General features: G+C 49.4%; 12 protein-coding genes and 1 tRNA gene. All 13 read left to right on the forward strand.

Annotated elements, in window-relative coordinates; all coding sequences use genetic code 11:
- Positions 1-51: 51 nt before the first annotated feature.
- A tRNA-Trp gene (locus tag OH31_RS09060) sits at positions 52-127 on the forward strand.
- Positions 128-170: 43 nt separating this feature from the next.
- Complete coding sequence (secE, locus tag OH31_RS09065; RefSeq protein ID WP_019881208.1) at positions 171-518, forward strand: preprotein translocase subunit SecE; 348 nt, start codon at positions 171-173, stop codon at positions 516-518.
- The gene (gene nusG, locus OH31_RS09070; protein ID WP_024930473.1) at positions 518-1,054 is read left to right on the forward strand and encodes a transcription termination/antitermination protein NusG; all 537 of its coding nucleotides are present in this window, start codon (positions 518-520) and stop codon (positions 1,052-1,054) included. The genes secE and nusG overlap by 1 nt, the downstream gene beginning before the upstream one ends.
- Positions 1,055-1,144: 90 nt before the next feature.
- A complete protein-coding gene (rplK, locus tag OH31_RS09075) occupies positions 1,145-1,576 on the forward strand; it encodes a 50S ribosomal protein L11 (protein WP_018987686.1) in 432 nt (143 codons plus the stop codon).
- A 1-nt stretch (position 1,577) separates the two neighbouring features.
- On the forward strand, positions 1,578-2,264 hold the full coding sequence (gene rplA, locus OH31_RS09080) for a 50S ribosomal protein L1 (protein WP_036298954.1): 687 nt from the start codon (positions 1,578-1,580) through the stop codon (positions 2,262-2,264).
- Positions 2,265-2,533: 269 nt separating this feature from the next.
- Positions 2,534-3,031 carry a 50S ribosomal protein L10 gene (gene rplJ, locus OH31_RS09085; RefSeq protein ID WP_019881211.1) on the forward strand — a complete coding sequence of 166 codons (498 nt, stop codon included), beginning with the start codon at positions 2,534-2,536 and terminating at the stop codon, positions 3,029-3,031.
- A 30-nt stretch (positions 3,032-3,061) separates the two neighbouring features.
- Positions 3,062-3,436 carry a 50S ribosomal protein L7/L12 gene (rplL, locus tag OH31_RS09090; protein WP_019881212.1) on the forward strand — a complete coding sequence of 125 codons (375 nt, stop codon included), beginning with the start codon at positions 3,062-3,064 and terminating at the stop codon, positions 3,434-3,436.
- Positions 3,437-3,666: 230 nt separating this feature from the next.
- Positions 3,667-7,839 carry a DNA-directed RNA polymerase subunit beta gene (rpoB, locus tag OH31_RS09095; protein WP_019881213.1) on the forward strand — a complete coding sequence of 1,391 codons (4,173 nt, stop codon included), beginning with the start codon at positions 3,667-3,669 and terminating at the stop codon, positions 7,837-7,839.
- Positions 7,840-7,862: 23 nt separating this feature from the next.
- Positions 7,863-12,122, forward strand: a complete 4,260-nt coding sequence (gene rpoC, locus OH31_RS09100; protein ID WP_024930475.1) for a DNA-directed RNA polymerase subunit beta' — start codon at positions 7,863-7,865, stop codon at positions 12,120-12,122.
- 194 nt (positions 12,123-12,316) lie between these two features.
- Positions 12,317-12,700: a 30S ribosomal protein S12 gene (gene rpsL, locus OH31_RS09105; protein ID WP_019881215.1), complete on the forward strand. Its 384-nt coding sequence runs from the start codon at positions 12,317-12,319 to the stop codon at positions 12,698-12,700.
- Between the two features lie 98 nt (positions 12,701-12,798).
- Positions 12,799-13,269 (forward strand): 30S ribosomal protein S7, encoded by a 471-nt coding sequence (gene rpsG, locus OH31_RS09110; protein WP_019881216.1) that lies wholly within the window; start codon positions 12,799-12,801, stop codon positions 13,267-13,269.
- Positions 13,270-13,324: 55 nt separating this feature from the next.
- Positions 13,325-15,418, forward strand: a complete 2,094-nt coding sequence (gene fusA / locus OH31_RS09115) for an elongation factor G (protein WP_019881218.1) — start codon at positions 13,325-13,327, stop codon at positions 15,416-15,418.
- Between the two features lie 50 nt (positions 15,419-15,468).
- On the forward strand, positions 15,469-15,583 hold a 115-nt coding region (locus OH31_RS14410), incomplete at its 3' end, for a GTP-binding protein (RefSeq protein WP_024163107.1).

Consider the following 15,583-nt stretch of genomic DNA (forward strand, 5'->3'; position numbering starts at 1 on the left):
TGTATGTGAAAGCTGCGCTACAACCCGTGCAGCTTTCGCTTTAAAGAGTACAGGCCAATAGCTCAATTGGTAGAGTATCGGTCTCCAAAACCGAGGGTTGGGGGTTCGAGACCCTCTTGGCCTGCCAAACACCCAGAATAATCTGAGGTGTTAATCATAAAGTTAAGTATATGATCGATAAAATCAAACTGGCTTTATCCCTGTTGTTGCTAGCTTTAGGGATCGCCGGTTTTTATCTTTTTGAAGATAAAGCAATGGTTATTAGGATACTTGCTGTATTGGCAGGTATTGTCGCGTCTGTAGCAGTGGCGTGGACTGCGCCACAAGGCAAGCAGGCGCTAGGCTTTTTTAATGAGTCTGTTGCTGAAGCCAAGCGTGTTGTCTGGCCAACGCGTCAGGAAACGTTGCAAACCACATTGGCGGTTGTTGTGCTGGTTGTGATCATGGCAGCATTCCTGGCATTGGTCGATATCAGCTTCGCCTACATGGTGCAATGGATTATGGGTAAAGGAGCTTAATGTCTATGCGTTGGTATGCAGTTCAAGCTTTCTCCGGCATGGAAAAATCCGTGAAAGCCGGTTTGGAAGAGCGCATCATCAGATCTAACTTACAAGATCAGTTCGGTGACATTCTGGTGCCCGTTGAAGAGGTGATTGAGCTGAAGAATGGTCAGAAGACTATTTCTGAGCGTCGCCTGTATCCTGGCTATGTGCTGGTACAGATGGAAATGACCGATGAGAGCTGGCACTTGGTAAGAAGCACACCAAGAGTGACCTCATTCATCGGTGGTACGGCGCAACGCCCAACCCCGATTAAAGACAAAGAAGTAGAAATTATTCTGCGTCGTATGGATGACAGCAAGTCGAATCCAACGCAGAAAATGACCTTTGAAAAAGGCGAAAGCGTCCGTGTGGTCGATGGCCCATTCAAGGATTTCTCTGGTAGCGTCGAAGAAATCAATTACGACAAAAATAAACTGCGTGTTTCCGTGGTTATTTTTGGTCGTGCGACACCAGTTGAACTGGATTTTGCACAGGTAGAAAAAGAAGTCTAGTTGTGCAGTTTTCGACTGCCTTTGGTGGGTGGTCGATATTTTTAACGGGGAGCCTGCTCAAGGCGATATTACCCATTTTAGGAGTCAAACATGGCAAAGAAAGTCATTGGCTACATCAAGCTGCAGATCCCTGCAGGTAAAGCCAACCCAAGCCCACCAGTCGGTCCAGCACTGGGTCAACGTGGTTTGAACATTATGGAATTCTGTAAAGCGTTTAACGCTGCAACGCAAGGTGTAGAGCCAGGCTTGCCAATTCCAGTAGTGATCACTGCATTTGCAGACAAGAGCTTCACTTTTGTGATGAAAACCCCTCCGGCAACCGTGCTGATCAAAAAAGCGGCCAAGCTGGAAAAAGGGTCTGCTCGTCCTCATACCGACAAAGTTGGCAAGATTACGCGTGCACAAGCTGAAGAAATTGCTAAAACAAAACAGCCTGACCTGACGGCAGCTGACTTGGATGCCGCTGTACGCACCATCGCTGGTAGCGCACGCAGCATGGGTATCGAAGTGGAGGGTGTATAACATGGCTAAAAGAATTGATGCATTGCGTGCGAAAATCGACCGCAACAAATTATATCCAGTGGCTGATGCCCTGAACCTGGTTAAAGAAGGCGCTTCAGCTAAATTTAACGAGTCTGTTGATGCTGTGATTAACCTGGGTATTGACCCACGTAAATCTGACCAGCTGGTTCGCGGTGCGATCGTATTGCCTAACGGTACTGGTAAAACTGTACGCGTGGCTGTATTTGCACAAGGCGTGCAAGCTGAAGCGGCTAAAGCGGCTGGTGCTGACATCGTTGGTTTCGAAGACCTGGCTGAACAAGTTAAAGGCGGCATGCTGGACTTTGACGTTGCGATTGCAACGCCTGATGCGATGCGTATCGTTGGTGCCTTGGGTCAAGTATTGGGTCCACGTGGTTTGATGCCAAACCCAAAAGTGGGTACCGTGACACCAGACGCAGCGACTGCTGTTAAAAATGCTAAAGCCGGTCAAGTACAATATCGTACTGACAAGGGCGGTATCGTGCATTGCACGATCGGCCGTGCTTCTTTCACAACTGAGCAATTGCAAGGTAACTTGTCTGCTTTGGTTGATGCATTGAACAAAGCCAAGCCAACCAGCTCAAAAGGTGTTTACCTGAAAAAATTGTCCGTTTCCAGCACCATGGGTCCTGGCGTACGTGTCGATCAAACATCAGTTGTAGCGTAATTTAAAGCCCCGGACGACGTCGTCCGGGCAAGAGCTTTGGGCTTGAGTGTCTGCGCTATCAGCGCAAGCGCTCAAGAGCATCAAAGACCGTTGGTGGTTAACTTAATGGATAGTTGAATGTAAATGGGCGAGCAATCCTCTGTTTACAGCAATTTGAAACCAACGCAGATGGCGATCCCCAGCACAGGATATTTCCATGCCCTGCACAAGGACGCCGTGAGTGGCCAGGTTATTTGACCTGGCTTTCATTAACGGAAGGAGAACAGACCTTGAGTCTTAATCTTACAGAGAAAAAAGAAGTCGTTGCCGAGGTGGCCGCTCAAGTGGCTAACGCACAAGCAATCGTACTTGCTGAGTATCGTGGTATTGGCGTAGCCAATATGACGAAACTGCGTGCTGATGCACGTGAAGCAGGTGTGTATCTGCGTGTGTTGAAAAACACCCTGGTTCGTCGTGCAGTAGAAGGTACGCCTTTTGCAGCATTGGCTGACGACATGGTTGGTCCACTGGTTTACGGTATTTCTACTGACCCGGTGGCTGCTGCTAAAGTGATGAACAACTTTGCCAAAAGCAATGAGCTGTTCACACTGAAAGCAGGCGCGATGCCTAATGAGCGTTTAGATGCTGCCGGCGTGCAAGCATTGGCCGCGACATTGAGCCGCGATGAGTTGCTGTCCAAACTGGCTGGCATGCTCAACGAAATCCCAACCAAGTTTGCTCGTGCCGTTGCAGCAGTACGCGACGAAAAAGAAAAGCAAGCGGCTTAATTTTAATCAAATTTATTTAGGAAATTTATCATGGCAATTTCAAATGCTGACATCTTGGATGCAATTGGTAGCAAGACTGTATTAGAACTGACAGAATTCATTAAAGAAATCGAAGAGAAGTTTGGTGTTTCTGCTGCTGCTGTTGCAGTTGCTGGTGGCGGTGCTGCTGCTCCAGCTGCAGCTGCTGCTGAGCAAACTGAATTCAACGTGATCTTGAATGGCGCTGGCGATAACAAAGTTAGCGTCATTAAAGCGGTTCGTGAGTTGACAGGTCTGGGCTTGAAAGAAGCTAAAGACGTAGTTGATGGCGCACCTAAAGCAGTTAAAGAAGGCGTAAGCAAAGCTGACGCTGAAGCTGCTGTGAAGAAATTGATCGAAGCGGGCGCTACTGCTGAGATGAAATAATTCACAATTGTGAATCTGGCTGGGCTGACGGGAGACCGTCGGCCTTCGCCATTTCTGGCGTATGCAGATTGTCGAACCACTGATTTGTCAGAATAAATGTTGTAAATCCGGTGTTATGGCCACATATAGTTAAAACTAAGTGGTTGATTTTTAATCGAAGTTAGATGTCAAAACATTGCAGTGGATGAAAAGTGTTTTGTCTTCTACCCTCAAAAATTTCAGGAGACGCTATGAGCTATTCCTTTACCGAAAAGAAACGCATCCGCAAAAGCTTTGCCAAGCGCGACAGTGTTCAAGAGGTACCTTATCTGCTAGCCATGCAGTTGGAATCCTACAAATCATTCCTGCAGGAAAACGTTCCACTCGACCAACGTAAAAACGAAGGTCTGGAGTCGACTTTCCGCTCCATTTTCCCTATCGTCAGCCATTCCGAGAATGCACGTCTGGATTATGTGAGCTATCAATTAGGCGCAGAGCCATTTGATGTCAAAGAGTGTCAACAACGTGGTCTGACCTATGCCGTGCCTTTGCGCGTCAAAGTGCGTTTGACCATCATGGACCGCGAAGCGTCCAAACCAACCGTGAAAGAAGTGAAAGAGCAAGAAGTGTATATGGGCGAATTGCCGCTCATGACCGAAAACGGTTCTTTCGTGATTAACGGTACTGAGCGTGTAATTGTGTCGCAATTGCACCGCAGCCCAGGTGTGTTCTTTGAGCATGACCGTGGTAAAACCCACAGCTCCGGCAAGTTGCTGTTTTCAGCACGGATCATTCCTTACCGTGGTTCTTGGTTGGATTTCGAATTCGATCCAAAAGATTACCTGTACTTCCGCGTTGACCGTCGTCGCAAGATGCCAGTCACTATCCTGCTGAAGGCATTGGGTTATAACCCGGAACAAATCCTGGAAACTTTCCACGATACAGATACTTTCCACATTGGCCCGAAAGGTGTGGAATTTACACTGGTGGCTGACCGCCTGCGTGGTGAAGTGGCCAAGTTCGATATCACTGACAAAGATGGTACCGTACTGGTCGCGAAAGACAAGCGCATTACAGTGAAACACATCCGCGATATCGAAAAAGCGGGCGTGACCACCATGGCTGTGCCGACCGACTTTATGATGGGTCGTGCCGTTGCCAAAAACATTATTGATACCGACACTGGTGAGCTGATTGCCAATGCCAACGATGAAATCACCCCTTCATTGCTGGAAAAACTGGTCGCTGCCAAGATTACTGAAATCGACACGATTTACACCAACGATCTGGATCACGGTAACTTCATTTCGCAAACTTTGCGCAGTGATGAAATTCCTGACCAGTACAGTGCACGTGTGGCGATTTACCGCATGATGCGCCCAGGCGAACCGCCAACCGAAGAAGCAGTAGAGGCTTTGTTTAAAGGTTTGTTCTTCACTGAAGATCGTTACGACCTGTCAGTGGTTGGCCGCATGAAGTTTAACCGCCGTGCTTACCCAAGCAAGCTGGAAGACCGTTCTGCTACCTGGATCCGCCGTTTCTATGAAAATGTCGGCCCACAAGGCGATACCGGTGCCAATGTCTTGTCAAATGAAGACATTCTGGCCGTGATTGGCGTGTTGATCGAGCTGCGCAATGGTCGCGGCGAAATCGACGATATCGATCACCTGGGTAACCGTCGTATCCGTTCCGTCGGTGAATTGGCAGAAAACCAGTTCCGTGCCGGTCTGGTGCGTGTTGAACGTGCAGTAAAAGAGCGTCTGTCCCAGGCTGAGTCTGAGAACCTGATGCCGCACGATTTGATCAACGCGAAACCAGTCTCCAGTGCGATCCGTGAATTCTTTGGCTCCAGCCAGTTGTCACAGTTTATGGACCAAACCAACCCCTTGTCCGAGATTACGCACAAGCGTCGTATCTCTGCCCTGGGCCCAGGCGGTTTGACCCGTGAACGTGCCGGCTTTGAGGTACGTGACGTACATACCACGCACTACGGTCGTGTCTGTCCAATTGAAACACCGGAAGGTCCAAACATTGGTTTGATCAACTCATTGGCGCTGTACGCACGCACCAATGAATACGGTTTCCTGGAAACCCCTTACCGTTTGGTTGAAGACAACAAGGTATCTGGCAAGATTGATTACCTGTCTGCGATTGAAGAGAGCCAGTATGTGATTGCACAGGCCAACACCGAAGTGTCTAAAGAAGGTGGCTTCAAAGAGGACCTGGTGTCAGCCCGTTTCCACAACGAATTCACTATGACACAACCTGGTCGTGTACAGTACATGGACGTGGCCCCAGGCCAGATCGTGTCTGTGGCGGCTTCGTTGATTCCGTTCCTGGAACACGATGACGCGAACCGTGCATTGATGGGTGCCAACATGCAACGTCAAGCGGTCCCCTGTCTGCGTGCTGAAAAAGCCGTGGTGGGTACAGGCATTGAGCGTACGGTGGCAGTTGACTCCGGTACTGTCGTTACTGCCCGCCGTGGTGGTGTGGTGGACTATGTGGACTCCGGCCGTATCGTCGTCCGCGTGCATGATGCTGAAGCATTGGCAGGCGAAGTCGGTGTGGATATCTACAACCTGACCAAATACACACGTTCTAACCAGAACACCAACATCAACCAGCGTCCGCTGGTCAAAGTCGGTGACATCATCTCCCGCGGCGACGTGGTAGCGGATGGTGCCTCTACCGATATGGGTGAGTTGGCCTTGGGTCAGAACATGCTGGTGGGCTTTATGCCATGGAACGGTTATAACTACGAAGACTCGATTTTGATCTCCGAGCGCGTAGTGGCTGATGACCGTTACACTTCAATCCACATTGAAGAATTGTCAGTAGTTGCACGTGACACCAAACTGGGACCTGAAGAGATTACCCGTGATATTTCCAACCTGTCCGAGCGTATGCTGGGCCGTCTGGATGATTCCGGTATTATCTACATCGGTGCTGAAGTAGAAGCGGGTGACGTACTGGTAGGTAAAGTGACACCAAAAGGTGAAACCACTTTAACGCCAGAAGAAAAATTGCTGCGCGCGATTTTTGGTGAAAAAGCGTCTGACGTAAAAGACACCTCACTGCGCGTACCATCAGGCATGACCGGTACTGTGATTGACGTACAAGTCTTCACGCGTGAAGGCATTGACCGTGATACACGTGCACAGCAAATTATTGACGACCAGTTGTCTCACTACAAAAAAGATCTGGGCGACCAGATGCGTATTGTAGAAGACGATACCTTTGGCCGTATCAGCCGTTTGCTGGCTGGTAAAGCGGCGACCGGTGGTCCGAACAAGCTGAAAAAAGGTGACACGCTGACCCAGGAATACCTGGAAAGCGTTGGCCGTTATGACTGGTTTGATATTCGTTTGAGCGATGAAGACGCTGCACGTCAACTGGAGCAACTGAAAGACAGTTTGAGCCAGGCGCGTGTTGAGTTTGACAACAAGTTCGAAGAGAAGAAACGTAAACTGACGCAAGGTGACGAATTGCCACCAGGCGTACAGAAAATGGTGAAAGTATATCTGGCGGTGAAACGCCGTATTCAACCTGGTGACAAAATGGCGGGTCGTCACGGTAACAAGGGTGTGATCTCCAAGATCTGCCCGGTTGAAGATATGCCGCACATGGCCGACGGTACACCGTTAGACATCGTGTTGAACCCACTGGGCGTGCCTTCACGGATGAACATCGGTCAGATTCTGGAAACGCACTTGGGTTGGGCCGCTAAAGGCTTGGGTAAACGCCTGGGCGACATGTTGCAAGCCGAAGCGAAAGTGGCTGAAATCCGTGGCTTCCTGGACAAGATCTACAACAGCAGCACTGGCAGAAAAGAAGACATTGCCGGCCTGACAGACGTAGAGGTGATTGACCTGGCAAGTAACTTGAAACATGGTGTGCCATTCGCAACGCCAGTGTTTGACGGTGCCGCTGAGTCTGATATTCGTGCCATGCTGGATCTGGCGTTTCCGGATGAAGACGAGCACACCAAGAAGTTGCAGTTCCATGCAGGTAAAACACAGGTCAAACTGTTTGACGGCCGTACCGGTGATGCCTTTGAGCGTCCTGTGACTGTTGGTTACATGCACGTACTGAAACTGCACCACTTGGTTGATGACAAGATGCACGCACGTTCTACCGGTCCTTACAGCCTGGTGACACAACAACCGTTGGGTGGTAAAGCCCAGTTCGGTGGTCAGCGCTTCGGTGAGATGGAAGTTTGGGCACTGGAAGCCTATGGTGCGTCATACACCTTGCAAGAGATGTTGACAGTGAAATCAGATGACGTGAATGGTCGTACCAAAGTGTACGAAAACATCGTCAAAGGTGAGCACAAAATTGATGCGGGTATGCCTGAATCATTCAACGTGTTAGTGAAAGAAATCCGTTCACTGGCCATTGATATTGATTTAGACCGTAACTAAGCCCGCCATTAAGGAGAGTCTCTATGAAAGCGTTATTAGATTTATTTAAACAGGTTACGCAAGAAGAAGAGTTCGACGCGATCAAGATCGCGCTGGCTTCACCTGAAAAAATCCGTTCATGGTCCTATGGCGAAGTGAAAAAGCCAGAAACCATTAACTACCGTACCTTTAAACCTGAGCGGGATGGTTTGTTCTGCTCAAAAATCTTTGGCCCGATCAAGGATTACGAGTGCTTGTGCGGTAAATACAAGCGTTTGAAACACCGCGGTGTGATTTGTGAGAAGTGTGGCGTTGAAGTCACCTTGAGCAAAGTGCGTCGTGAGCGTATGGGCCACATTGAGCTGGCTTCACCAGTGGCACATATCTGGTTCCTGAAATCCTTGCCTAGCCGCTTGGGTATGGTGCTGGATATCGCCCTGCGTGACATCGAGCGCGTGTTGTACTTTGAAGCATTTATCGTGATCGATCCAGGCATGACACCGCTGACGCGTGGTCAGTTGCTGACTGAAGATGACTACCTAGCCAAGGTAGAAGAGTACGGTGACGAATTCAATGCCGTGATGGGTGCTGAAGCTGTGCGCGAATTATTGCGCACCATGGACATTGAGCGCGAAATCGAGAAGTTGCGTAGCGAATTGTCTGCGACCAGCTCAGAAGCCAAGATCAAGAAGATCGCCAAGCGCCTGAAAGTGCTGGAAGCGTTCCAGAAATCTGGTATTAAGCCAGAGTGGATGATCCTGGAAATCTTGCCAGTGTTGCCACCAGAGTTGCGCCCATTGGTGCCGCTGGATGGCGGTCGTTTTGCGACGTCTGACCTGAACGATCTGTATCGCCGCGTGATCAACCGTAACAACCGTTTGAAGCGTTTGTTAGAGTTGAAAGCACCGGAAATCATCGTACGTAACGAAAAACGTATGTTGCAAGAAGCGGTAGACTCACTGCTGGATAACGGTCGTCGCGGTAAAGTGATGACTGGCGCTAACAAGCGTCCGCTGAAGTCACTGGCTGACATGATTAAAGGTAAGGGCGGTCGTTTCCGTCAGAACTTGCTGGGTAAGCGCGTGGACTACTCTGGTCGTTCCGTGATTGTGGTTGGCCCAACATTGAAACTGCATCAGTGCGGTCTGCCGAAGAAAATGGCGCTGGAACTGTTCAAGCCATTCATTTTCCACAAACTGGAAGTGTTAGGCCTGGCAACGACGATCAAAGCTGCCAAGAAGAAAGTGGAAGAAGAAGGACCAGAAGTCTGGGATATCCTGGAAGACGTGATCCGCGAGCATCCGGTGTTGTTGAACCGTGCGCCTACGCTGCACCGTCTGGGTATCCAGGCATTTGAACCAGTATTGATTGAAGGTAAAGCGATCCAGTTGCACCCATTGGTGTGTTCAGCCTTTAACGCCGACTTTGACGGTGACCAAATGGCGGTACACGTTCCATTGAGCCTGGAAGCACAAATGGAAGCACGCACTTTGATGCTGGCTTCTAACAACGTGCTGTCTCCAGCCAACGGTGAACCAATCATTGTGCCGTCACAGGATATCGTGTTGGGTCTGTACTACATGACCCGCGAGAAAGTGGCTGCACGCGGTGAAGGCATGATCTTCAGTGACATTAAAGAAGTACAACGTGTATACGATCAAGGCTTGATCGACTTGCACGCCAAAGTCACTGTGCGTATCCGTGAGTTTGAGCTGGATGTTGCTGGTCAAAAAGTTGAAAAAATCAACCGTTATAACACCACGGTTGGCCGTGCGTTGCTGTCTGAAATCCTGCCACCAGGCTTGCCATATAGCTACATCGACAAAGCGCTGAAGAAAAAAGAAATTTCACGCCTGATCAACGCCAGCTTCCGTAAAGTGGGCATCCGTGAAACAGTGATTTTCGCTGACAAACTGATGTACACCGGTTACTCCTACGCGACCAAAGCCGGTATCTCTATCAGCATTAACGATATGTTGGTGCCGCCAGAGAAAGAGCAATTGATCGCTGCGGCAGATGCTGAAGTGAAAGAGATTGAAGACCAGTACGTCTCCGGTCTGGTGACACAGGGTGAGCGTTACAACAAGGTAGTCGACATCTGGGGTCGTGCTGGTGACAAAGTGGCTGACGCCATGATGAAGCAGTTGCGCGAAGAAGACGTCAAAGACGCTGATGGCAATACTGTTCTTAAAGACGGTAAAGCTGTACGTCAGGAATCGTTTAACGCGATTTACATGATGGCCGACTCTGGCGCCCGTGGTTCTGCGGCGCAGGTACGTCAGCTGGCTGGTATGCGTGGCCTGATGGCGAAACCGGATGGTTCTATTATTGAGACGCCAATTAAGGCGAACTTCCGTGATGGTCTGAACGTGTTGCAGTACTTTATTTCAACCCACGGTGCACGTAAGGGTCTGGCCGATACGGCGCTGAAAACAGCGAACTCCGGTTACCTGACACGTCGTCTGGTTGATGTGACGCAAGACTTGGTCGTGACTGAGCATGATTGCGGCACGGTTGAAGGTCTGGTCACTAAGGCGCTGGTTAAAGGTGGTGAAGTGGTTGAGCCATTGCATGACCGTATCCTCGGCCGTACCTCTGCGCTGGATGTGATTCATCCTGAAACGCAAGAAGTCATTTTCCCGGCAGGCACACTGCTTGGTGAAGACGAAGTGGAAAGAATTGATGCCCTGGGTATCGATGAAGTGAAAGTGCGTACTGCACTGACGTGCGATACCCGTTACGGTATTTGTGCCAAGTGTTACGGTCGTGACCTGGGTCGCGGCAAGCTCATTAGCATGGGTGAGGCAGTGGGCGTGATTGCGGCGCAATCGATTGGTGAACCTGGTACACAGTTGACCATGCGTACGTTCCACATCGGGGGTGCGGTATCACGTGCAGCTTCCGTTTCACAGGTTGAAAGTAAATCTAACGGTATCTTAAGCTTTACTTCTACCATGCGTTACGTGACTAACTCACGTGGCGAGCAAATTGTGATTTCCCGTAATGGTGAAGTCATTATTGCCGATGATAATGGTCGTGAGCGTGAACGTCATAAAGTGCCTTATGGTGCGACATTGACAGTGACCGACGGCAAAACGGTGAAAGCAGGTCAGGCATTAGCTACCTGGGATCCGCATACCCGTCCGATTATTACCGAATACGCGGGTCAAATTAAATTTGAAAACGTGGAAGAAGGTATCACTGTTGCGAAACAAATCGATGAAGTGACAGGTTTGTCATCATTGGTGGTGATTGATCCTAAACAGCGTGCTGGCCAAACCAAAGGTTTGCGTCCACAGGTTAAATTGCTGGATGCGAATGGCGTGGAAGTGAAAGTGACCGGCACGGATACGCCAGTTAACGTAACCTTCCAGCTGGGTTGTATCATTACGGTGAAAGACGGTCAGGAAGTCGGTGTGGGTGAAGTGCTGGCACGTATCCCGCAAGAATCTTCCAAAACCCGTGATATTACCGGGGGTCTGCCACGCGTGGCTGAGCTGTTCGAAGCCCGTTCGCCAAAAGACGCCGGCATGCTGGCTGAAGTGACTGGTACAGTTTCGTTCGGTAAGGACACCAAAGGTAAACAGCGTCTGGTCATCACTGACCTCGACGGTATTACCAGCGAGTTCCTGATTGCCAAGGACAAACACGTGACCGCGCATGATGGCCAGGTAGTGACCAAAGGTGAAACCATTGTCGACGGTCCGGCAGATCCGCAAGATATCTTGCGCCTGCAAGGTCGTGAAGCATTGGCACGTTACATCATCGACGAAGTGCAAGACGTTTACCGCTTGCAAGGCGTGAAGATTAACGACAAGCACATTGAAGTGATTGTGCGCCAGATGTTGCGTCGCGTTAAAGTGCAAGATGCAGGCGACACGGGCTTCATCCCGGGTGAGCAAGTAGAGCGTGCTGATCTGTTGACAGAAAACGAACGCGTCGTGGCCGATGACAAGCGTCCGGCAACGTTTGAGTACGTATTGCTGGGTATTACCAAAGCATCGCTGTCTACCGATTCGTTCATCTCTGCGGCATCGTTCCAGGAAACGACACGCGTGTTGACCGAGGCGGCTATTTTGGGCAAACGCGACGATTTGCGTGGCTTGAAAGAAAACGTCATTGTGGGTCGCTTGATTCCAGCCGGTACCGGTCTGGCTTATCACGAGTCCCGCAAACGTGCAGCCGTGGCTTCACTGACACCAAATGCAGCAGAGCCATCTGAAGCATTGTTGGCAGCCGAAGCGATGTTTGCAACAGAAGAAGTTGTTGAGGAAACCGCAGCAGACGACCAGCCGAACGAATAATTCGATCACTGTTGTCTCTGTGTGCAAGGGGTGTCAAGTATGAATAATGCTTGACACCCCTTGACTCATTTATTAAAATGCCGGGTTTCTCAGAATAGCCTTATTGTCTCAATAGGGCGTTATTGTTGATATGCCGCCAAACTTGAGTCTTCCTGCTCAAATGGTGGTTTTTTAAAGGTGAAGAGGTTAAGGCAATGCCAACCATTAATCAGTTAATACGTAAGCCACGCGTTAAAGTGGTTACCAAGAGCAAGGTTCCAGCGCTGGAAGCTTGTCCTCAAAAGCGTGGTGTATGTACGCGTGTATATACAACAACGCCAAAAAAACCAAACTCCGCGTTGCGTAAGGTTGCTAAAGTGCGCCTGACCAACGGTTACGAAGTGATTAGCTACATCGGCGGTGAAGGCCATAACCTGCAGGAGCACTCTGTTGTGCTGTTGCGCGGCGGTCGTGTAAAAGACTTGCCAGGTGTGCGTTACCACATGGTGCGCGGTAGCTTGGATACGGCTGGTGTGAAAGACCGTAAACAGTCCCGTTCCAAATACGGTGCTAAGCGTCCTAAAGAAGCTAAAGCTTAATTTATTAGGCTTGTCCGGACAAATTGTCCATTTTTATAGCGGCTGAAATGCCTTGCGAGTGTCATTGCTAGCAAAAATTTAATTGAAAAGAGAATCATATGCCAAGACGTAGAGAAGTCCCCAAACGTATTATCTTGCCGGATCCAAAATTTGGTAGCCAGGAAGTGTCCAAGTTTGTAAATGTGCTGATGACAGGTGGTAAGAAATCTGTTGCTGAGCGTATCATTTACGGTGCCTTTGATCAGGTGGCCAGCAAGAGCGGTAAGGACCCGCTGGAATTATTCACCACAGCGTTGAATAATCTGCGTCCTGTTGTTGAAGTGAAGAGTCGCCGTGTTGGTGGTGCTAACTACCAGGTGCCTGTAGAAGTGCGTCCTAGCCGTCGTAGTGCGTTGGCAATGCGTTGGTTGCGTGATGCAGCGCGTAAGCGTGGCGAAAAATCCATGGGCCTGCGTTTGGCTGCCGAGTTGATCGAAGCCTCTGAAGGCCGTGGTTCTGCAATGAAAAAACGTGAAGAAGTTCACCGTATGGCAGAGGCAAACAAAGCCTTCTCACACTTCCGTTTTTAATTAAACGACCTCGTTCTTTAATAATTAGTTGAATTGATAGCAAAGGTAAAGCATCGTGGCACGTAAAACCCCTATTGAACGCTACCGTAATATTGGTATTTCTGCGCATATTGACGCAGGTAAAACAACCACGACAGAACGTATTCTGTTCTACACTGGTGTTAACCATAAGATTGGTGAAGTGCACGACGGTGCAGCGACCATGGACTGGATGGAGCAAGAGCAGGAGCGTGGTATTACCATTACTTCTGCGGCGACAACCTGTTTCTGGAAAGGCATGGACTTGTCTTTGCCTGAGTATCGATTCAACATTATTGACACCCCAGGGCACGTGGACTTTACCATTGAGGTAGAGCGCTCCATGCGTGTGCTGGATGGTGCCTGCATGGTGTACTGTGCAGTAGGTGGCGTGCAGCCACAATCTGAAACTGTTTGGCGCCAAGCCAACAAGTACAAAGTGCCACGTCTGGCCTTTGTGAACAAAATGGACCGTTCAGGTGCTGACTTCTTCAAAGTTGTTGAGCAAATGAAAACGCGTCTGCGCGCAAACCCGGTGCCAGTGGTCGTGCCTATCGGTCGCGAAGATACCTTTACTGGTGTGGTTGACTTGATGAAGATGAAAGCCATCATCTGGGATGAAGCTTCTCAAGGTATGAAATTCACTTACGGTGATATTCCTGCTGATCTGGTTGAGACCGCCACTAAATGGCGCGAGCAGATGGTTGAGTCTGCGGCAGAAGCCAGCGAAGAGCTGATGAACAAGTACCTGGAAAATGGTGATCTGGAAGAAAAAGACATCAAATTAGGTCTGCGTACACGTACGATTGCCGGTGAAATTCAGCCGATGCTGTGCGGTTCTGCATTTAAAAACAAAGGCGTTCAACGTATGTTGGATGCGGTTGTTGACTTCTTGCCATCCCCAATCGACATTGATGATGTGACTGGTGAAGATGATGATGGTAAACCAGCTAGCCGTAAAGCCGACGACAAAGAAGGCTTCTCTGCTTTGGCATTTAAATTGATGACAGACCCGTTTGTTGGTCAGCTGACATTTATCCGCGTTTACTCTGGCGTGTTGAACAAAGGTGATACCGTGCTCAACTCTGTGAAGGGTAAAAAAGAGCGTATCGGCCGTATCGTACAAATGCACGCCAACAACCGTGAAGAGGTTGAAGAGGTGTTGGCAGGTGACATCGCCGCCTGTATCGGTTTGAAAGACGTCACGACGGGTGAATCTTTGTGTTCCCCAGACAAGCCGATCATCCTGGAGCGTATGGTATTCCCTGAGCCAGTGATTCACGTGGCTGTTGAACCAAAAACGAAGAGCGACCAGGAAAAAATGGGCTTGGCATTGGGCCGTTTGGCACAAGAAGATCCTTCTTTCCGTGTGCGTTCTGACGAAGAGTCTGGCCAAACAATTATTTCCGGTATGGGTGAATTGCACCTGGAAATTCTGGTAGACCGTATGCGTCGTGAGTTCAACGTTGAAGCGAACGTAGGTGCGCCACAAGTGGCATACCGTGAAGCGATCCGTAAGTCGGTTGAAGTTGAAGGCAAGTTCGTTAAGCAATCCGGTGGTAAGGGTCAGTACGGTCACGTTTGGCTCAAAATGGAACCTAACGAAGCTGGTAAAGGCTTTGAGTTCGTTGACCAGATCAAAGGTGGTACCGTGCCGCGTGAATTTATTCCTGCGGTTGAAAAAGGTCTGCGTGAAACCATTCCGGCAGGTATCTTGGCTGGTTTCCCGGTTGTAGACGTAAAAGTAACGTTGTTTGATGGTTCATACCATGACGTTGACTCTAACGAAAACGCCTTCAAGATGGCAGCTTCTATCGGCTTTAAAGACGGTATGCGTAAAGCAGATCCAGTCTTGCTGGAGCCTATGATGGCTGTGGAAGTTGAAACGCCTGAAGACTACATGGGTGATGTGATGGGTGACTTGTCATCTCGTCGTGGCATTATCCAGGGTATGGATGACATGCCTGGTGGTGGTAAAGCGATTAAAGCTGAAGTGCCGCTGTCTGAAATGTTTGGTTACTCCACTGTGGTGCGTTCCTTGTCACAAGGTCGTGCAACTTACAGCATGGAATTCAAGCATTACTCCGATGCACCGAAAAACGTTGCTGATGCAATCATCAACAAAAAATAATTGATTTTTAAGTATTAAATTTAAAAGTATTGAATTAAAGGAAAAACATCATGGCAAAAGGCAAATTTGAACGTACCAAGCCACACGTGAACGTTGGTACGATTGGTCACGTTGACCACGGTAAGACGACATTGACAGCGGCGATCACCACTGTATTGACGAAGA

The sequence above is a fragment of the Methylophilus sp. OH31 genome (assembly GCF_000576615.1).
GTDB lineage: Bacteria > Pseudomonadota > Gammaproteobacteria > Burkholderiales > Methylophilaceae > Methylophilus.

Bases quoted from the DNA above. Each gene is read 5' to 3' on its own strand.
- secE (WP_019881208.1), top strand. From the start codon at position 171: ATGATCGATAAAATCAAACTGGCTTTATCCCTGTTGTTGCTAGCTTTA.
- nusG (WP_024930473.1), top strand. From the start codon at position 518: ATGTCTATGCGTTGGTATGCAGTTCAAGCTTTCTCCGGCATGGAAAAA.
- rplK (WP_018987686.1), top strand. From the start codon at position 1,145: ATGGCAAAGAAAGTCATTGGCTACATCAAGCTGCAGATCCCTGCAGGT.
- rplA (WP_036298954.1), top strand. From the start codon at position 1,578: ATGGCTAAAAGAATTGATGCATTGCGTGCGAAAATCGACCGCAACAAA.
- rplL (WP_019881212.1), top strand. From the start codon at position 3,062: ATGGCAATTTCAAATGCTGACATCTTGGATGCAATTGGTAGCAAGACT.
- rpoB (WP_019881213.1), top strand. From the start codon at position 3,667: ATGAGCTATTCCTTTACCGAAAAGAAACGCATCCGCAAAAGCTTTGCC.
- rpoC (WP_024930475.1), top strand. From the start codon at position 7,863: ATGAAAGCGTTATTAGATTTATTTAAACAGGTTACGCAAGAAGAAGAG.
- rpsL (WP_019881215.1), top strand. From the start codon at position 12,317: ATGCCAACCATTAATCAGTTAATACGTAAGCCACGCGTTAAAGTGGTT.
- rpsG (WP_019881216.1), top strand. From the start codon at position 12,799: ATGCCAAGACGTAGAGAAGTCCCCAAACGTATTATCTTGCCGGATCCA.